Origin of the sequence: Streptomyces sp. ISL-10, from assembly GCF_018614575.1 — a bacterium.
Classification (GTDB): domain Bacteria; phylum Actinomycetota; class Actinomycetes; order Streptomycetales; family Streptomycetaceae; genus Streptomyces.
Window position 1 is genome coordinate 118,591 of sequence record NZ_JAGGOJ010000017.1, and the last position, 18,389, is coordinate 136,979.

13 protein-coding genes are annotated in these 18,389 nt (G+C 73.4%); 4 read left to right on the forward strand and 9 right to left on the reverse strand.

Going from position 1 to position 18,389, the window contains the following annotated elements:
* The first annotated feature begins 198 nt into the window (after nucleotides 1–198).
* Nucleotides 199–1,008 carry a hypothetical protein gene (locus tag J7E88_RS21465; RefSeq protein ID WP_215183497.1) on the forward strand — a complete coding sequence of 270 codons (810 nt, stop codon included), beginning with the start codon at nucleotides 199–201 and terminating at the stop codon, nucleotides 1,006–1,008.
* 65 nt (nucleotides 1,009–1,073) lie between these two features.
* Here the strand turns inward: J7E88_RS21465 and J7E88_RS21470 are convergent, their stop codons facing one another.
* Nucleotides 1,074–2,741: a DUF6350 family protein gene (locus J7E88_RS21470; RefSeq protein WP_215183499.1), complete on the reverse strand. Its 1,668-nt coding sequence runs from the start codon at nucleotides 2,739–2,741 to the stop codon at nucleotides 1,074–1,076.
* A 116-nt stretch (nucleotides 2,742–2,857) separates the two neighbouring features.
* Between J7E88_RS21470 and J7E88_RS21475 the strand changes: the two genes are divergently transcribed.
* Nucleotides 2,858–4,321 carry a helix-turn-helix domain-containing protein gene (locus J7E88_RS21475; RefSeq protein WP_215183501.1) on the forward strand — a complete coding sequence of 488 codons (1,464 nt, stop codon included), beginning with the start codon at nucleotides 2,858–2,860 and terminating at the stop codon, nucleotides 4,319–4,321.
* Between the two features lie 207 nt (nucleotides 4,322–4,528).
* On the opposite strand, the gene sucD is transcribed toward J7E88_RS21475, so the two are convergent.
* The 8 genes from sucD to J7E88_RS21515 all read right to left on the reverse strand — a co-directional run bounded on the left by sucD (nucleotide 4,529) and on the right by J7E88_RS21515 (nucleotide 14,929).
* A complete protein-coding gene (gene sucD / locus J7E88_RS21480) occupies nucleotides 4,529–5,413 on the reverse strand; it encodes a succinate--CoA ligase subunit alpha (RefSeq protein ID WP_215183503.1) in 885 nt (294 codons plus the stop codon).
* A 21-nt stretch (nucleotides 5,414–5,434) separates the two neighbouring features.
* Nucleotides 5,435–6,616 (reverse strand): ADP-forming succinate--CoA ligase subunit beta, encoded by a 1,182-nt coding sequence (sucC, locus tag J7E88_RS21485; protein WP_215183505.1) that lies wholly within the window; start codon nucleotides 6,614–6,616, stop codon nucleotides 5,435–5,437.
* A gap of 434 nt (nucleotides 6,617–7,050) precedes the next feature.
* Nucleotides 7,051–8,157, reverse strand: coding sequence for a hypothetical protein (locus tag J7E88_RS21490; RefSeq protein WP_215183507.1), 1,107 nt, complete (start codon nucleotides 8,155–8,157; stop codon nucleotides 7,051–7,053).
* Nucleotides 8,158–8,273: 116 nt separating this feature from the next.
* The gene (locus J7E88_RS21495) at nucleotides 8,274–9,131 is read right to left on the reverse strand and encodes a hypothetical protein (RefSeq protein WP_215183509.1); all 858 of its coding nucleotides are present in this window, start codon (nucleotides 9,129–9,131) and stop codon (nucleotides 8,274–8,276) included.
* Between the two features lie 297 nt (nucleotides 9,132–9,428).
* Nucleotides 9,429–10,598 (reverse strand): VWA domain-containing protein, encoded by a 1,170-nt coding sequence (locus J7E88_RS21500; RefSeq protein WP_215183511.1) that lies wholly within the window; start codon nucleotides 10,596–10,598, stop codon nucleotides 9,429–9,431.
* Nucleotides 10,595–13,237, reverse strand: coding sequence for a DUF5682 family protein (locus J7E88_RS21505; RefSeq protein WP_215183512.1), 2,643 nt, complete (start codon nucleotides 13,235–13,237; stop codon nucleotides 10,595–10,597). Before J7E88_RS21505 ends, J7E88_RS21500 begins: the two co-directional genes overlap by 4 nt.
* Entirely contained in the window at nucleotides 13,234–14,346 is a 1,113-nt protein-coding gene (locus J7E88_RS21510) for an AAA family ATPase (RefSeq protein ID WP_215183513.1), read from the reverse strand. The genes J7E88_RS21505 and J7E88_RS21510 overlap by 4 nt, the downstream gene beginning before the upstream one ends.
* A 169-nt stretch (nucleotides 14,347–14,515) precedes the next feature.
* On the reverse strand, nucleotides 14,516–14,929 hold the full coding sequence (locus tag J7E88_RS21515) for an MmpS family transport accessory protein (protein ID WP_215183514.1): 414 nt from the start codon (nucleotides 14,927–14,929) through the stop codon (nucleotides 14,516–14,518).
* Between the two features lie 135 nt (nucleotides 14,930–15,064).
* On the opposite strand from J7E88_RS21515, the gene J7E88_RS21520 reads away from it, so the two are divergent.
* Together J7E88_RS21520 and J7E88_RS21525 are read left to right on the forward strand one after the other, a co-directional pair.
* Nucleotides 15,065–16,522 (forward strand): SWIM zinc finger family protein, encoded by a 1,458-nt coding sequence (locus tag J7E88_RS21520; RefSeq protein WP_215183516.1) that lies wholly within the window; start codon nucleotides 15,065–15,067, stop codon nucleotides 16,520–16,522.
* Nucleotides 16,523–16,536: 14 nt separating this feature from the next.
* Nucleotides 16,537–18,147 carry a DUF5691 domain-containing protein gene (locus tag J7E88_RS21525; protein WP_215183518.1) on the forward strand — a complete coding sequence of 537 codons (1,611 nt, stop codon included), beginning with the start codon at nucleotides 16,537–16,539 and terminating at the stop codon, nucleotides 18,145–18,147.
* The last annotated feature ends 242 nt before the right edge of the window (nucleotides 18,148–18,389 follow it).

Here is an 18,389-nt window from a genome sequence, read left to right on the forward strand (position 1 = left end):
CGGCTTTGTGTGGTCGTACAAACGAATCGCAGCCCCGGATACGGGGAACTCTACGAAGGCGCCGACCGTCAGCAACGATACCGGCACTCAGCACGGCCCCCACGGGACGGGGGCGTGGCCGGGAGGTAGCGTCTGGGGACAGAGCACGCGCCCGGGCGCGCTCGACGACGGGCATGACGAGGGGAAGACGTTCACCAGATGCCGGACCGACGCCACCGTACGGACCTCCTGTTGCTGCGGGAGCGCCAGTCCACGGACGACGACAATCCCTTCGCGCCCCCGCCGGAGGGCCGACCGGACCAGCCGTGGCAGCCCCGTCGGCCCGTGAACGACGGCTCCTCCTCCGACGGCGGCTCTTCGGGCTCTTCGGGCTCTTCGGGCTCTTCGGGCTCTTCGCCGGACGATGGATCGGACGGCGCGAACGGTGCCGACGGCGGGAACGGTTCGCACGGTTCCCGCTGGGGCAGCCAGTGGAGCAGCCGCCAGCCGGGGCGCTCCCCGGGCGGCTTCGGCACCCGTCCCGGCGAACGGCGCGGCGACAAGAATGGACCGGAGGGCGGCGGCCCCGGCGGCATGCGCTGGGACCCGACGGACCCGGTCCAGCGCAGGGCGCGGTACGCACTGCTCGGCGGCATGTGGGCGTTCTTCTTCGCGCTGTTCGACTTTCCGGAGATCGCCTTGCTGCTCGGCGCGCTCTCCGTGTACTGGGCGATCAGCTCCCTGCGCGCCAAGCCCCGGCGCACGGCCCCGGAAGTGGCGACGACCGGTGCGCCGACGCCTGCGCCCGCGCAGCCGTCCCAGTCGAACAGGCCGCAGATCACGGCGGCGATGAGCGGCCTGGTGATGGCGGGCATCGCCCTGCTGATCGTGGCCGCGTCGTTCACCGCGCAGCTGGTGTACCGCGACTTCTACACGTGCGTGGACGACGCTCTCACCAAGTCGGGCCAGCTGGCCTGCAACGAGCATCTCCCCGAGCCGCTGCGGGATGTGATGGGCGTGAAGGAGTAGTAGCGCCACAGAGGAACGTGTGACGGCCCGGACCGAGATCGGTCCGGGCCGTCGTGCTCTCCACGTCAGTCCGTGGCCGGGGGGACGCCGACGGATCCGGGCGCGGCCTCGGTCTCCGCCTCAGTCTCAGCCCCCGCCTCGGTTCCGGTGGAAGGCGGGTCGGCGGTCGGCTCCCCGGCGGCCTCGGTTCCGCCGGGACGAGCGGGCGTCTCCCCGGTCGGCGTGGCGCCCTCCGGGGCGCCCGTTCCCGAGGCGCCGGCCGGAGGCTGCGGTGCGCTGCGTGCGCTCCAGGTGTCCGCCGGCAGGAAGTCGTACGCCTCGAAGTCGTCGTCCACGTCCGGGTCCGGGTCCGCGTCCGGGTCCAGGTCCGGGACCGCTGAGAACTCGGGGACCGTCGCCGAGGGCAGCACCGCATCCGGCACGTCCCGCCCTGGAGCGGCGCCTGGCCCCTCGGCCGCGGTGGCCCCCCGTACGCGCCAGGCGCGCAGCGCCACGGCGACCGGGACCGAGACCGCCGACGTCCAGAGCAGCGCCGCTGCGCCCGTGAGCCACCACACCGGCCCGAAGTCCGCCAGCCGCCCCCTGCCGAGCGGGCCGCCCGACGCGGCGGCGACCACGGCCATGAGCACCCCGCAGCCGGCGGAGGCCAGCAGGGCCGTCAGCGCGGTGCCGCCGCACGTCCACGCCTCCTCGCGCTCCCCGTACCTCGGGGCCGCCGCATGGACCGTGCGCCAGGCGACGACCAGGCCGGCGACGAACGGGACCGCGGCCGCCGCCCAGTGCAGGGGCGTTCCGGGGCCGGGGCCGGGCACGGCGGCGAGCAGCGGGAAGTCCGGGAACGCCGGCGTGCCGGTCAGGGCGAGCGGAGTCGCCGTCGCGCCCGTGCCGAGGGCGAATCCGGGGCCGAGCCCGTAGGCCGCGCCCCACACGGCCGCGTTCGGGAGCAGTGCCAGGGCCAGCAGGACCACGGCCAGTCGCCCGGACCAGTCACCGGCGAGGGCGAGCAGGGACGTCTGTGCGGCCGACCCGTGCACGACGAGGGAGACCGTCACCACTACCGCTCCCCCGGCCACCAGAGTCAGCGCACCCATGGCAGCCGCCTGCAGCGCCACCGCGACCCGGCTGCGGGCGAGGGCGACCCTCAGCCCCTGCGGCAGCCCGGCCGGCAGCGGACCGAGCGGGCGTCCGCTCGCCGTCCACACACCGCAGGCGGCGGCCGCGAACGCCAGGAGCGGCAGGTGCACCAGCGCGCTCAGCGGCTCGGCCGCGAGCGGGCCGCCCGCCGCGTAGAGCACGACAGGCGCCCCGACCATCACGTATCCGGTGGTCACCGCCGTCAGCACGCCCGACGGGGACGCCCGGGGCCGCGAGTCGCCGGGCTCCAGCGCATCGCGTGCCGCACGGTGCGCCAGCCACGCCGGCAGCGCGACGAACAGCAGCGGGACGACCCCCATCGGTGCGGGGAGCTGGGAGAGGGTCTCCGTCCGGACGAGTTCCGCCCCGTGCGCGAGCAGCCACAGCGCCGCGGCGGCATGCAACGCCCCGCCAGGGCCGCTGTCGGGGAACGGCGAGCTGATCCACATCACCATCACGAGCACGGTGATCGTGCCGAGGCCGAGGCCGGCCGCGGTCCCACCCCGCACGACTCCGGCGACGATGGCCGCCGACGCGCCACCGTGCACGGCGACCTGAGTGTGCGGCAGGGGCGGGCTGTGATCGGTCAACTGGGTCACGCGGCCATGCTGCCAACGACACGCGCTTTCACCGGGTAACGGGCGAATGACCGTTGTGTCGCTCAAGATACTTTTATGTCATTTTCTGCCGAGTGCAGTGCTGCATGGAGCCCCGCATGACACAGAGCGACGCACAGGCCACGTCCGGGCCCCCTCTCCCTCCGCCCATGGAGCGGCGCAGGCTCCGCGAGGCGAAGTCGCTGACCGAGACGCAGCTCGCCACGACACTCGGCGTCACTCCCGCCACGATCAGGTCCTGGGAAACCGGCCGCACGAACCCCCAGGGCCGTAAGCGCGAGGCGTACACGAAGCTGCTCGCCGCCATCGCAGCGGAACGGTCCCGGACGCCGGCTCCCTCGCCGAAGCAGGCCGTCCCCCAGAAGCAGGCCGCTGGCCGGCCCGTCGACGAAGAGCGGGTTTCCGACGAGCCCGGCCCAGAGGAACAGTTCGCCGACGAGCCGGGCCCAGAGGAGCAGTTCGCCGACGAGCCGGGCCCAGAGGAGCAAGTCGCGGACGAGCCCGCCGACCAGGAGGAAGCGACGTCTGCACCGGCGACGCCGGAGCCGGTGCCCCAGCCGGTGCCGGTGCCGGTCGATCCCGATCCGGCGCCCGTTCCGGCGCCGCTGCCCGAGCCGGTGCCCGAGCCGGTGCCCGAGCCGGTCCGGGCAGGGGACGCCGCGCCGTTGCCGCCCGAGCCCTCGGGCGCCGCCCAGCAGCAGCCGTACTGGGACCCGTACCCGGCCGGCCCCGAGGCGTCGCTGCCCGCCCCGCACGCCGGGTCGGCGCCGGCCGAGGCGTTCGACGCGCTCTACGCGTACGCCGCGCCCGCCCTCGTCCGCCAGACCTACGTGCTCACCGGCCGCCGCCGTCTCTCGCACGAGTCCGTCGAGCGCGCCTTCCAGCTCGCCTGGCAGCGCTGGCCCGAGGTCGCCGTCGACCGGGACCCGACAGGCTGGGTGCGGGCGGCCGCGTACGAGTACGCCATGTCCCCCTGGCAACGACTGCGCCCCGCCCACGTGCACCCCGACGAGCCCCCGGACGACCCGGCCGGTCGCGCCCTGCTGGAGGCGTTGCAGGAACTGCCGCCGGCCTACCGCCGTACCCTCCTGCTCTACGACGGTCTGGGACTCGACCTGCCCGAGACCGCGGCGGAGACCGAGGCGAGCACCCCTGCCACCGCGAACCGCGTCCTGAACGCCCGCGCCGCCGTCGCCGAACGGCTGCCACGGCTCGCCGAGACCACAGTGCTCCAGGAGGAGCTCAGGGCGCTCGCCGACACCGGCCCCGCACCCCGTCTGACGCCCGCCGCGGTGGTGCGTACCGGCTGCGAACGCCGGGCCGAGCTGTGGACCAGGGCGGTCGTCGTGGCGACCACGCTGATCGTCGTGGCGACCGCCCTCGCACTGCTCACCTCGCCCCGGCGGTACGAGCCGCCCCTGCCTCCGACCCAGCAGGTCGAGGGCGTCCCGGCGCCGCACAACGGGCCGCAGCAGCTCAGCGCCGCGGAGAAGAAGCTGCGCGACAAGCTGCGCGCCGAACCGGCCGCGGGGCCGCAGAGGCTGCTGCCCGGTCTCGGCTGAACGCCCCGCCCGAACGTGCCACCTGAACGCGGCACGTGCTGGAACGTGCCGGCGTCCGGACAGAGCCGACCCGGTCGGACGCCGCTTGAAGGACCTGGTCCGGACGGAGCCGGCCCGGTGGAACACGGCTGGAAGGACGTGGTCCGGACAGGCGTGTGGGCCCGCCCCCGGAGATCCGGGAGCGGGCCCACACGGTGTCCGGGAAGGTCAGCCCGCGAGGATGGCGCGCGCGAGCTTGGCCGTCTCGGTCGGCGTCTTGCCGACCTTGACGCCCGCGGCCTCCAGGGCCTCCTTCTTCGCCTGGGCGGTGCCGGAGGAGCCGGAGACGATGGCGCCGGCGTGGCCCATGGTCTTGCCCTCGGGCGCGGTGAAGCCCGCGACGTAGCCGACGACCGGCTTGCTGACGTTGGCCTTGATGAAGTCGGCCGCACGCTCCTCGGCGTCGCCGCCGATCTCGCCGATCATGACGATCAGGTCGGTGTCGGGGTCGGCCTCGAACGCGGCGAGCGCGTCGATGTGCGTCGTACCGATGACCGGGTCGCCACCGATGCCGACGGCGGAGGAGAAGCCGATGTCACGGAGCTCGTACATCATCTGGTAGGTCAGCGTGCCCGACTTGGACACGAGACCGATGCGGCCGGGCTTGGTGATGTCGCCCGGGATGATGCCGGCGTTGGACTGGCCCGGGGTGATGAGACCGGGGCAGTTCGGGCCGATGATGCGGGTCTTGTTGCCCTTGGACTTCGCGTACGCCCAGAAGGCGGCGGAGTCATGGACGGCGATGCCTTCGGTGATGACGACGGCAAGGGGGATCTCGGCGTCGATCGCCTCGACCACGGCGGCCTTGGCGAAGGCCGGGGGCACGAAGAGGACGGAGACGTTCGCGCCCGTCTTCTCCATCGCCTCGGCCACAGTGCCGAAGACCGGGACCTCGGTGCCGTCGAAGTCGACGGACGTGCCGGCCTTGCGCGGGTTCACACCACCGACGATGTTCGTGCCGTCGCCGAGCATGAGCTTGGTGTGCTTCATGCCCGTGGCACCGGTCATGCCCTGGACGATGACCTTGCTGTCCTTGTTCAGGAAGATAGCCATGGTTCTACAGTCCCTCTTCCCTTACTTCGCAGCAGCGGCGAGCTCGGCGGCCTTGTCGGCCGCACCGTCCATGGTGTCCACACGCTGCACGAGCGGGTGGTTGGCGTCGGAGAGGATCTTGCGACCCAGCTCCGCGTTGTTGCCGTCGAGGCGCACGACGAGCGGCTTGGTGACCTCTTCGCCCTTGGAGGCGAGGAGCTGCAGGGCCTGCACGATGCCGTTGGCGACCTCGTCACAGGCGGTGATGCCACCGAAGACGTTGACGAAGACGGACTTGACGTCCGGGTCGCCGAGGATGATCTCGAGACCGTTCGCCATGACCTCGGCGGAGGCGCCGCCGCCGATGTCGAGGAAGTTGGCGGGCTTCACACCGCCGTGGTTCTCACCGGCGTAGGCGACGACGTCGAGGGTCGACATGACCAGACCCGCGCCGTTGCCGATGATGCCGACCTCGCCGTCGAGCTTGACGTAGTTGAGGTTCTTGGCCTTGGCGGCAGCCTCGAGCGGGTTGGCTGCGGCCTTGTCCTCGAGGGCCTCGTGCTCCGGCTGGCGGAAGTCGGCGTTCTCGTCGAGGGACACCTTGCCGTCGAGGGCGATGACCTCACCGCTCGCGACCTTGGCCAGCGGGTTGACCTCGACGAGGAGCGCGTCCTCGGCGATGAAGGTCTTCCACAGGGTCACCAGGACCTCGGCGACCTTCTCGGCGACCTCGGCCGGGAACTGGGCCTGGGCGACGATCTCCCGGGCCTTCTCGATGCTGACGCCCTCGTTGGCGTCGACCGGAACCTTCGCCAGCTTCTCGGGGGTCGTCGCGGCGACCTCCTCGATGTCCATGCCACCGGCGACGGAGGCCATGGCCAGGAAGGTGCGGTTGGTGCGGTCGAGGAGGTACGAGACGTAGTACTCCTCGGCGATCTCCGGAGCGGTCTCCGCGATCATCACCTTGTGGACCGTGTGGCCCTTGATGTCCATCCCGAGGATGTCCGTCGCGCGGGCGACGGCCTCGTCCGGGGTGGCTGCCAGCTTGACGCCGCCGGCCTTGCCGCGGCCACCGACCTTCACCTGCGCCTTGACGACCGACTTGCCGCCCAGCCGCTCGGTGGCCTCGCGCGCCGCCTCAGGCGTGTCGATGACTTCACCGGCCAGCACCGGTACACCGTGCTTGGCGAAGAGGTCCCTCGCCTGGTACTCGAACAGGTCCACGCGCGTCCGTCCCTTTTCTGATGATCGCGGTTCGTTGTCTGCGTGGGCGTGCCGCGAAGGGCAACGTGACTGCTCATGTCACAAGGGAGGCACACACGGTGTCCGTGGGCGCGGCATGTCCGCCTGGCAGGTTATCCCCGCTGGACGCGGGTCCCTAAATCACAGATCACACCTGGGCGGTGATTACGGTCACAGATCGCGACCCGTCGTGTGCTCAGGGGTGCGCGGGGCGGTGGCGGGCAGGAGCGCCCTCCGGCTGGAGAGCCGCTCCCACCGGCCCGGGCACGGCGCCGCGGAGTGCATGCCGGCACCGTGCCCCGGAGCCGGAGTGGCCCGTGGACCGGGCCCCTCCGGGCAGCCGCCGACGAGGCGCCCGGGTGGGCGCCCCGTGCGACGGCCGACCGGAGTGACGGCTGACCGGAGTACGGACGTGCTCAGATGCCGTACGGCACGTAGCTCGGGGTCACATCGGAGACGACGCCCTGCACACCGGTGACGGCGTTGCCCGCGAGGGGCGCGGCGTCGGCGGAGACCTCGCCCGCGACCGCCTGGGTGAACGGCTGCACCTCGGAGACGACACCACCCGCGAACGGGCTCACCTCACCGGTCACGCCGTAGGCCAGATCGGTGGTGCTGCCGCCCACACCCTGGGCGAGCGGCTCCACGTGCTGGACGACGGCGTCGACCAGCGGCTGCACCTCGGAGACGACACCGCCCGCGAACGGGCCCACCTCGCCGGTCACGCCGTACGCGAAGGGCTGCACCTCCTCGGCCACGCCGTAGGCGAACGGCTGCACCTGGTCGGTGAGTCCGTACGCGAACGGGGTCGTGTCGGAGACGACACCCTGGGCGAGGAGTCCCGCGTCGGCGACGGCCTGGTTCGCGACCGGCTGGGCGCCGGCCACGGCGGTGGCGACGATGGGCGGCAGGACGGCCGCGGACGTCTCGTCCACGATCGGGCCGGACGCGGTGACCAGCCCCTGGGCCTGGTACTGGGCCTGGTACTGGGCGTCGGCGAGACCCTGCTCCAGATCGGACACGAACGCGGAGAGCGGTCCGAAGAGGTAGTCGATGTCGGCGTCGACCTGCGGAGCCTGAACCTGCGGGACCTGAACCTGCGGAACCTGAACCTGCGGAACCTCGAACTGCGGAACCTGGACGTCGGCGGTCGGCGCCTGCGGGGTGTCCACGGACGGCGGCTGGACGTCCGGGGCGGAGGGGGTCTCGTACGAGGGGAGCTCGCTGTCGACGTACTGGCGGGCCTGGTCCTGTGCCTCGGACGTCACGTCCGGGACGCCGACCGGCGGCAGCCCGGTCTCCAGCTCGATGCCGACGAGAGGGGTGCCGACCTCGGCCGAGGCGCCATCGGAGCCCCCGTCGGCCGAGACGTCGGCGGCGTCGGTGACACCGGCGACCAGATCCGGGGTGGAGAGCGGCACGGAGACCGACAGCTCGTCGGCGCTCGCCGCGGCGGTGCCGAGAGCCCACATACCGGTGGCCGTGGCGGCCACGGCGATGGAGCGGCGGATGTTCTTGTTCATGCTCGGTTGATCCTTCGAATTCGTTCGGCGGTCCGGAAGCGTTGGAGAGGTTCCGGAGTGGAGGGCAGACCTGCCCACCCCCGCGCGGCAGGTCAGGAGGCGGGGGAAGGCCTGCCCTAGCCGGGGAATTCGGGAATGTCGCGCGGCCTGTCGCGCGTCGGCGGCTCGGCCGCCGGGCAGCCCGGGGCGGACACGAGCGCGTCCCGTGCTCCGTCCGCGAAGGCGGCCGTGTGCTGGTCGCCCGGGCGGGGCGTGTGGTTCTCACCGCTGTGCTGCACGGCGCCGGGCACGGACCCGCACGGTCCGAACGGCTCCGGGGCCGGGTCGGTCCCCGCCGCGTCCGCGGCCGGCACGTCCGGCGACTGCCCGGTCCGCGCAACGCCGTCGTACCCGTCGACCGTGCCGAACCGTCCGTCGGCAGCGGATCGGCCTGGGTGAGCGGCGTCGGCAAGGGCGTCGGCGGTGGCGTCGAGGTTGCCGGACCTGAGTGCGAACGGTTCAGCGTCCGTCATGGACTGCTTGGCTGCGGGGCCGCCGGGGAAGGACCCGCCGCCGGGGACCTCGGGCAGTTCGCCGGGGGCCGGGGGCAGCGCACGGCCCAGGGCACCCGTGAGCTCCTGGCCGGTCTCCACGACGGCCCGCACAGCTTGGCGCACACCGTCCACGGTTTCCTCGGCCGCGCGCCGCACTTCGCGGACCGCGGTGTGCCCCGCCGTGTCCTGCGCGGGCGGCAAGGATGCGACGGCGTCGTCGGCGCCCGAGGGACCCTCGACGCCGGGGCGGACGCCCGTGCCTGCTTCCGCCTCGGCACGCACCTCGACCGGCACCTCGGCGGCATGCGCCTGGCCGCCCCAGAGCAGACCGAGCGTCATGAGCGCCGCGAGCAGCAGGAGTACACGCAGCGCACGCGAACCTGCCACCGTCCGGCGCAGCGCGCACGCGACGGCAGCGGGAGAAAGCGCTGCGGAGATCACGGAGGAAAAACCCTTTTCGGTCGGGGATCGGCATGATGCTCGCACGAGCCTCCCGGGGCGGCGCAAGTCCCCTGTTACTGATGAGTCACCATGCCCCCTGTTGCGCCCGATACACCGTCATGTCCGGGTATGCCCAGACGAACACGGCTGTCACCACCCGCCGCCCGGAGCTCCCGAGCCCAGCAAAGGAACTGCCCGGCCCCAGGCCCTCTCCCCCGGCCGCCCGCACCTGCCCCGACACCCCCTGGCCCGAACACGCCCCCGTCTGCGTGCCCTTGGGCCGGGACGGGCCGTGCGTCAGTCCGCCGTTGGCACCGGCAGTGGGCGCTTCTCTATCGCCGCGGCCATGACGTCCGGAAACAGGTCCGGCGTGCACGCGAAGGCCGGGGCGCCGAGGGCCGCAAGCGCCGCCGCGTGCTCGCGGTCATAGGCCGGAGCGCCCTCGTCGGAGAGCGCGAGCAGTGCGACGAACTGCACTCCCGACGCCTTCATCGCCGCGACCCGCTTGAGCATCTCGTCGCGTATGCCGCCCTCGTAGAGGTCGCTGATGAGCACGACCACCGTGTCCGCGGGCCGGGTGATCTGCGACTGGCAGTACGCGAGGGCCCTGTTGATGTCCGTCCCGCCGCCGAGCTGTGTGCCGAACAGCACATCCACCGGATCGTCGAGCTGGTCGGTCAGATCGACCACGGCGGTGTCGAAGACGACGAGCCGCGTGGTGATGGAGCTCATCGAAGCCAGCACCGCTCCGAACACCGAGGCGTAGACGACGGACGCGGTCATCGACCCGGACTGGTCGATGCAGAGCACGACTTCCTTCTTCACGGACTGGGAGGCCCGCCCGTAGCCGACGAGCCGCTCGGGCACGACGGTGTTGAACTCCGGCAGGTAGTTCTTCAGGTTCGCCCGGATCGTGCGGTCCCAGTCGATGTCGCGGTGCCGCGGCCGGTTGATCCTCGCCGAACGGTCAAGCGCTCCCGTCAGCGTCGACCGCGTACGCGTGGCGAGCTTCTTCTCCAGCTCCGCGACGACCTTGCGCACGACCGCCCGGGCGGTCTCCTTGGTCGTCTCCGGCATCGCCTTGTTGAGGGAGAGCAGCGTGCCGACGAGATGGACGTCCGCCTCCACCGCCTCCAGCATCTCCGGCTCCAGCAGGAGGGTGGACAGACCGAGGCGGTCGATCGCGTCCCGCTGCATGACCTGGACGACGGAACTGGGGAAGTACGTCCGGATGTCACCGAGCCAGCGGGCCACGGACGGCGCGGACGCCCCGAGTCCGGCCGAACGCCCCCCGGAGCGGCCGCCGCTGCCCGTGCGGGCGCCGTAGAGCGAGGTGAGCGCGCCGTCCATCGCGGCATCCGTGCCGGTCAGCGCGCAGCCGGTGCCGTCCGCCTCCTCCCCGCCCAGCACGAGCCGCCACCGGCGCAGCCGCTCGTCATGGCCGGCGTCTGTCGTCGTCCGTGTCATCGGGCCACCCCCGCCAAGTCGTTGTCGTCGATGCCGAGAAGCAGGCGCAGCACGGGCAGGACCGCGTCGGCGCGTGCCTCGTCGAGGCCGTGGCCGAAGCCGGGCAGCGCGGCCTCCTCGGGCGCCGGTCCTGCCGTCGCCGCCGGGCCGCGGCGCACCAGCTCGCCGAGGGTCCGGCGCACACCGGGCTCGTACGCGGAGAACGTGCGGCGCAGCAGCGGCAGCACGTCCGTGAACGCGTCCGCGGGGACGCCGGTCAGCCAGGCGTCGACCAGACCGAGCAGGCGCTCGTCGTGGACGAGCAGCAGCCCTCCCCCGGACGCCCCGCCGACGAAGCCCTCGATCCACGCGGCCGCTTCGGCCGGCTGGGTGGCCGGCGAGAGCGCCAGGGCCATGAGGCGGGCGGCCTCGTCCTCCGCGAGCCGCCCGTCGTCCAGCAGCAGACGCGCCGCGCGCCCGCGTATGACGCCCGGGACCGATTCGCGGTCCGCGAGCTTGCGCAGGACCGTGTGCCAGCGTCCGGTCATCGCGGCGGCGTCGGGGAGCAGTCCGATCGCGGTGTGCACGCCGTCGAGATGTCCGCGCATCTCCGCGGCGCCGTCGGCGTCGAGACCGCTGCAGGCCGGCGGCAGGCCGACGCAGATCCGCTCGGCGAGCCCGGCCGCCACCTCACCGAGCGCGGCGGCGTCCGTGGCCCGCACGTCCCCGTACCGCAGGGAGCGGGCGAGGGCGGGCAGTGCCTGGGCGAGATGGCTCACGTCCGCGTCGAGCGCCGCGCGGTCGGCGAGTGCGGTCATCACCACGGGGAGCGCGTCGGGCAGTTCGGCGAGGAGACACCGCTCGGCGAGCGCCGTGACCTCGCCGAGCGCGGTGGCGGCAAGTGCCTGCGACTCGGCCTTCGCCGTGGCCGCCGACAACACGGTGGTCCCCCATACGCCCGCCTCGGCGACCCTGACGAACAGCTCGGGCTCCCAGCGCAGCCGCCAGGTCTCACGGAACGTGCCGGTGCTCCCCCGCCCGGCCACCGGTTCGCCCCAGCCGACGCCGAGGAGACGCAACCGGTGCAGCAGGCGGCTCTTGCCGCTGTCGCCGTCCTTGCGCAGGTCGAGCTCCAGCTCGCGCTCCAGCGCCTCCGGCTTGAGACGCAGGCTGCGCTGCTGCCTGGCCAGGTCGCGCTGCAGCGGCACGGCCGGGGCGTCGTCCGGCACCTCGCCGAGCACGTCCCCCACGACAAGGCGGTCCCTGACGAGGTCGAGCGGCACGTCGGAGCCGTCGCACATCACGGCCCGTACGGCGTCCGTGGTCTCGCTCAGCCCGGCGAGCGGACGGCCGCGCACGACGGCGAGGGTCTCGGCGAGCCGGACCGCCTCGATGACGTGCGCCGACGACACCATGCGGTCCTCGTCGCGCAGGAGGCCCGCGACCTTGGTCATCCAGCGCTCGACGGGCCGGTCCGGCGCGGTGAACAGATGGCCGTACCAGCCGGGCGAGTCGATGCCCGCGCCGTAGCCGGAGTGCCGGGCGAGACGGCGGTGCGTCCAAGGCACCCAGGTCATCTCGGTCCTGACCTTGGGCAGTCCCTTGAGGAGGGCGCGGTCGGCCGCGACGGTCGTCTTCCGGGCGAGCGCCGGGACGTGCCACGCACCGCAGACGACGGCGACCTCATCCCCGAATTCCTTGCGCGCGGCGCGCAGCCGGGTGCGCATGTACGCCTCGCGGACGAGGTCCCGGTCGTGCCCGCCGTGCCCGTAGGTCTCCCGGAGGGCGGCCATGGCTTCGCCGAGTGCGGCGAACGGCGCATAGGGATCGCTCCCAGCAGAGCCCTCTCCGCGGCCGCGGTGCTCGACGACGTCTTCCCACCAGCGCTCGGGATCGTCGTACCCCGCAGTTTCGGCGAGCATGGCGATGGGGTCGATCCGGACGGACGCCGGCCCGGCCGCGTCCCCCTGCCCTTCAGCGCCCGGCTGGTCCGGGCCGCCTTCGGCGCCGGGCCCGGCCCCGTCGCTCTCCACACATGCGCCCTCCGCACCGGCCCGCTCGGGGGCGGGCCCGGCCGAACCGGCGGGCGCCGTCGGCCAGCTCGCATCGGCGGGGGCCGAATCGGCGGGCGCTGTCGGCCAGCTCCGATCGACGGGGGCCGAACCGGCAGGCGCCGTCCCGGCGGTCGCGTCTGTCGGACCGTCACCGGCCGGATCGGCCAGTGATGTCGGATGGCCCGGATCGGCAGGCCCGGCCGGGTCCGCCGGGTCGTCGGCGTCCACGCCGGTCGGACCGGTGCCGACCGGACCGTCGGGCGGCGCGGCAGCGGCGTCCGGCTCCATCGCCAGCGAATGCGCGGCCGGGAGGTCGATGAAGCGGACGGGCACGTCGTGCGCCAGCGCCCAGCGGATCGCCACCCACTCGGGGCTGAACTCCGCCAGCGGCCAGAACGCCGCCCGGCCCGGGTCGTCCACCGCGTGGGCGAGCAGGGCGACCGGCGGGCGCATCTGCTCGTCGGCGGCAAGCGGCAGCAGCGCGTCGCCCTCGGGCGGGCCCTCGATCAGGACGGCCCGCGGCGACGCCGCGTCCAGCGCGGCGCGGACCGCCCGGGCCGAGCCCGGCCCGTGGTGGCGGACGCCGAGCAGGAGAGGGCCGGTCATGCGCTCACCTCGCGGCAGGCGCGGTAGAAGTCCTTCCAGCCGTCCCGCTCGCGCACCACGGTCTCCAGGTACTCCTGCCAGATCACCCGGTCCGCCGCCGGGTCGCGGACGACCGCACCGAGGATGCCGGCCGCGACGTCCTGGGGGCGCAGCACGCCGTCGCCGAAGTGCGCGGCGAGGGCGAGGCCGCCGGTGACCACGGAGATCGCCTCGGCCGTGGAGAGCGTGCCCGACGGGGACTTGACCTTGGTGCGGCCGTCCGTCGAGACACCGTCGCGCAGCTCGCGGAAGACGGTGACGACGCGGCGGATCTCGTCCAGCCCCTCCGGTACGGCGGGCAGGTCCAGCGAGCGCCCCAGCTGGTCCACGCGGCGGGCGACGATGTCGACCTCGGCGTCCGGTGTCGCGGGCAGCGGCAGCACGACCGTGTTGAACCGCCTGCGCAGGGCGCTGGAGAGGTCGTTGACCCCGCGGTCGCGGTCGTTGGCCGTGGCGATGAGGTTGAACCCGCGCACCGCCTGGACCTCCTGGCCCAGCTCGGGAACCGGCAGGGTCTTCTCGGACAGGATGGTGATGAGGGTGTCCTGCACATCGGCCGGGATGCGGGTCAGCTCCTCGACCCGCGCGGTCATGCCCTCGGACATGGCACGCATGACGGGACTGGGCACGAGCGCGTCGCGGCTGGGCCCGTGGGCGAGCAACTGCGCGTAGTTCCACCCGTACCGGATGGCCTCCTCCGGCGTACCGGCCGTGCCCTGTACGAGCAGGGTGGAGTCGCCGCTGACGGCGGCGGCCAGGTGCTCCGACACCCACGTCTTCGCCGTGCCCGGCACGCCGAGAAGGAGGAGGGCGCGGTCGGTCGCGAGCGTGGTGACGGCGACCTCGACGATCCTGCGCGGCCCCACATACTTGGGTGTGATGACGGTGCCGTCGGCGAGCGTGCCGCCCAGGAGGTAGGTGGCGACGGCCCAGGGCGACAGCCGCCAGTTCACCGGCCGCTGCCGGTCGTCGTGCGCGGCGAGCGCCTTCAGCTCGTCGGCGAAGGCGTCCTCCGCATGCGGCCGCAGGGCCTCGGCTCCGCTGGTGGCCCCGGTTTCGGACACGGTCATGGATCCCCCTCCAGATCGTTCGACCCGTTGTGGGATCCACCGTGCACCATGCCACTGACAATGGACCGTCCTCGCAGGTCGGAGGCCGATTTCCGGGGCCCGGGGGCGAGTTGGGCGCAGGCAGCGCCGGGTCGCCGCCGCGGCGCCCGTTCGGCGCCGGCGCGGCGGTCTACTCGGTGCCGACAGGGGACTCCGCGACGCACCCGCCCGCGGTCGCCAGCCCCTCGCCCTTCTTCTCCGCCAGCACCTTGCCCTTGTACGTGATCTTGCAGGTGACCTCGGCGCCGGTGAGGTCGGCGGCCACCGGCATGACGGCCGCCGGCATGATGCCGCGCAGCGTGACCGTCTTCTTCCACGGCAGCGTGGGCTTGTCGACCGTCTCGGGCTTCGGGTCCATGGCCTTGCCGCCACCCGCGTGGTAACTGATCGAGTCCACGTTCTTGCCCATGACTTCGTAAGTGACCTGGTACTCCTCGTTGACCGCCTTGTCGACGGTGTCGACCGCCTCCGAACAGGCGGTGCCGCCGAAGGCGAGGCCGACAGCGGCGAGGACGGAGAGAGCCGAGCGAGCGGAACGATTCATACCGGTTCCCCTTGGATGTCGTGGGTTCTGGGTGTCCGTACCAAAGCGCAAACAGCCGGTCGGGTCAAAGCCTTTGCCCTGCGCCGATCCGCAGGTCAGGCCGGATTGTCAGTGGTGGCCCGTAGCGTCATGACCATGAATCAGCAGGGGGTGCGCTGGACGTCGGAACAGGTGCTGTCGCTGGCTCCTGACGACGCATCACGCAAAGCGGGGAGCAAACTGTCCGCGGCCGGGCCGTGGTCGGGTGCGGGCTGCGACGGATCGGGCGCGGTGTGGGGCCTGTGCAAGGGCAGCGGCAGCCGGCCCTACCAGACGGTGGTGGACACCACGGGCCCGGCCTGCACATGCAGTTGTCCGAGCCGGAAGTTTCCGTGCAAGCACGCGATCGGGCTGCTGCTCCTGTGGTCCGGGGACGAGCAGGCCGTCCAGGACGATGCCGTTCCGGACTGGGCCGACGCATGGCTGGCCGGGCGCAGGAAGCGGGCCGCGGACAAGGATGCGGGGATGGCGGGCGCGGGTGCTCCGGCGAAGAGCGCCGACCCGGAGGCGGCTCGACGGCGCGCCGAGCGCCGGGCCGGACGGATCACCGCGGGCGCCACGGAGTTGGAGCAGCGGCTGGCCGACCTGCTCCGCGGCGGGCTCGCGTCCGCCGAGCAGTCCGGCTACGGGCTGTGGGAGGAGACGGCCGCGCGAATGGTCGACGCGCAGGCACCGGGGCTGGCCGCACGCGTCCGCGAGCTCGGTGCCATACCCAGTTCAGGCCCCGGCTGGCCGGTGCGGCTGCTGGAGGAGTGCGCTCTGCTCCACCTGCTGGACTCGGCGTGGCTCGGTCGCGAGCGGCTGCCCGAGTCGCTGGCCGCCACTGTGCGCACACGGGTCGGGCTGCCGTCCGCCGCCGAGGGTGACCGGATACGGGACCACTGGCTGATCCTCGCGCAGTACGACTCCTCCGACGGCAAGCTCACCACCCGCCGGATCTGGCTCTACGGGCGCGAGTCGGGCCGTACGGCACTGATCCTCTCCTTCGGAGCAGCGGGCCGGGCACCTCAACTCGCCCTTCCCGTCGGCCTGATGGTGGAGGCGGAGATCACCGCCCATGGCGGCTCCGCCCAGTTGCGGGCGGAGCTGGGCGAGCTGCTCACCGCGCCCGTCCCGATCGTCGCACCGCCGCCCGGCGGCTCCTGCGCCGCGGCCGTCGAGGCGTACGGGAGTGCCCTGCGGGACGACCCGTGGCTGGAGTCCTGGCCGGTCACTCTCTCCGGCGTCATCCCCGTACCGACAGGGGACGGCTGGCAGTTGGCCGACGCGCGCGACGGCCACGAGAGCGGCGCAGGCGACGGCCAGAAGGCGAGGGCGAGCGCCGACGCAGGCGCAGGCCACGAGGCGAGCGCGGGCGCAGGCGCGGACGGCGGCACGGCCGGCCGGGGCGCGCTGCCTCTGGCGGCCTCCGCACTGTCCGGGCCCGGCCTGTGGAAGCTCGTCTCGCTCGCCGGCGGCCGTCCCGTCACCGTTTTCGGCGAGTTCGGCCACCAGGGCTTCGCGCCGCTGGCCGCCTGGCCCGAGGACGTGTCCGAGACGGTCCCGCTCATCTGAAAGGAGAGGCCCCTATGACCGCCACCACCAGTACGTCACCGTGGGAAGAGCTCGTCACCTCGGCCCTTCTCGGCACGGACCGGCGCACGCCTCCGGCCGGTCTCCTGCCTCCGGGCAAGGACGCCCCCGTCGCTCTGCTCGACGCCGCCGCCCTGCACACCGTGCGGCGCAGGGCCGGGCTGCGGCCCGCACCGGCGGACGCCGAGCGGCCGGCGGCCGCTCCGCACGATCTCAGACCCGCGCTGCCGGACGCGGCCAGGCGGCGTCTCGCCCAGCTGCTCGCCGACCGGGGCCCTGCGGCCTCCAGCGGCCGGCGGGGCGCCGCCCCCGATCTGACCGAGCTGCTGCCCCAGTGGCTGGCCGCCGCCAACGAGCACGGCTATCAGGCCCCGCCGTCCCTCCTGCCCGCGCTGCTCGACGCGGCCCGCGGGCGTACGGACCTGCGACAACAGGCGCTGGCGTTCGCCGGGCCGCGCGGACTCTGGCTCGCCCGGCTGAACGCGGAGTGGAAGTTCGCCCTGCGCGGCGGATCCGGCGGCTCGGCGCTGCCCGCCGCCGACGACACCGAGGCTGTGCGACGCCTGTGGGAAGAGGGCCTGTTCGCCGAGCGCGTCGCCCTGCTGTCGTCGGTGCGGGCCCGCGATCCGGAGGCGGCGCTCGCCCTGCTCGGCACGACCTGGCCGACCGAACGGGCCGAGGACCGCCTGATGTTCCTCGACTCGCTGCGGACAGGGCTCTCCGCCTTGGACGAGCCGTTCCTGGAGCAGGCGCTCTCCGACCGCAGCCGTAACGTCCGCGGCACCGCCGCCGAGCTGCTCTCCGGGCTGCCGCACTCCGCCCTCGCCGGGCGCATGGCAGCGCGGGCCGCGTCCTGCGTCGCACTGGACCGGAGCGGCGACGAGGGCGTGATGATCACGGTCGAGGCACCGCACGAGTGCGACGCCGACATGCAGCGCGACGGAATCGTGCCGAACGCACCCTCGGGTCGCGGCGAACGCTCCTGGTGGCTGGGCCAGCTGGTCGAGTCGGCCCCGCTGTCCACCTGGCCGACCAGACTCGGCGGCCGCACGCCGCCGGAGATCGTCGCTCTTCCTGTGTCGGACGACTGGGCCGACGAGCTGCACGCGGCCTGGTGCCGGGCGGCGGTCCGCCAATGCGACCCGGAGTGGTCCCGTGCCCTGCTCGGTGCCCCTGGCACACCGCCGTCGAGCGGCCCCGGCACCACGTCCCTCGGGGAGCGGTCGAAACTGCTCGCGGCGCTTCCGCAGGAGGAGAGGGCCTGCTGGGTGGCGGAGTTCATCGCGGCACACGGCCTGTCGGAGGCGTTCCAGCTACTGGGCGTCTGCGCGGTGCCGTGGGCCGAGCCGCTGGGCCGAGCCGTGGTCGACGCGCTGGACATCGCGCGCGACGCGGGAAGCTACCCCTGGAGCTTCAGCGGCGTGATGGGCCTCGCCGAGCGCTGCCTGTCCCCGTCGGAGGCGCCGCGTCTGGAGGTCCTGACGGCGACCCCGGCAGAGCAGGAGGACGCGTCACCGGGAGCGGGCGGGTACTGGTCGGAGGCGTTCCAGCGCCTGGTCTCGACGCTCCGCCTGCGCGCCACGATGCACGCGGAACTGGAGCGCTAGACGGTTCGATGCCGTGTGCCCCGGGGTGGCCCCGCCCGGGATGGGTGCGGGGGCGGGGTAGGTGCGGTTGCGGGTGGGTGCGGTTGCGGGGCCGGGCCTCCGCCCGGCAGGACCGTTCCCTCCTCTGGCCGTCACCACGGCCGGTGGTCGCGACCCGAGCGGGCGCACGTCCGCGGCCCCGGCTGGGGACGCGCAGGTTCCTGTTCGGGACGTAAGGCGTCGTGAGGAGCAGGGACCGGCCC

Bases quoted from the DNA above. Each gene is read 5' to 3' on its own strand.
- J7E88_RS21515 (WP_215183514.1), bottom strand. From the start codon at position 14,929: ATGAATCGTTCCGCTCGCTCGGCTCTCTCCGTCCTCGCCGCTGTCGGC.
- J7E88_RS21525 (WP_215183518.1), top strand. From the start codon at position 16,537: ATGACCGCCACCACCAGTACGTCACCGTGGGAAGAGCTCGTCACCTCG.
- J7E88_RS21465 (WP_215183497.1), top strand. From the start codon at position 199: ATGCCGGACCGACGCCACCGTACGGACCTCCTGTTGCTGCGGGAGCGC.
- J7E88_RS21475 (WP_215183501.1), top strand. From the start codon at position 2,858: ATGACACAGAGCGACGCACAGGCCACGTCCGGGCCCCCTCTCCCTCCG.
- J7E88_RS21500 (WP_215183511.1), bottom strand. From the start codon at position 10,598: ATGACACGGACGACGACAGACGCCGGCCATGACGAGCGGCTGCGCCGG.
- J7E88_RS21520 (WP_215183516.1), top strand. From the start codon at position 15,065: ATGAATCAGCAGGGGGTGCGCTGGACGTCGGAACAGGTGCTGTCGCTG.
- J7E88_RS21510 (WP_215183513.1), bottom strand. From the start codon at position 14,346: ATGACCGTGTCCGAAACCGGGGCCACCAGCGGAGCCGAGGCCCTGCGG.
- sucD (WP_215183503.1), bottom strand. From the start codon at position 5,413: ATGGCTATCTTCCTGAACAAGGACAGCAAGGTCATCGTCCAGGGCATG.
- J7E88_RS21490 (WP_215183507.1), bottom strand. From the start codon at position 8,157: ATGAACAAGAACATCCGCCGCTCCATCGCCGTGGCCGCCACGGCCACC.
- J7E88_RS21505 (WP_215183512.1), bottom strand. From the start codon at position 13,237: ATGACCGGCCCTCTCCTGCTCGGCGTCCGCCACCACGGGCCGGGCTCG.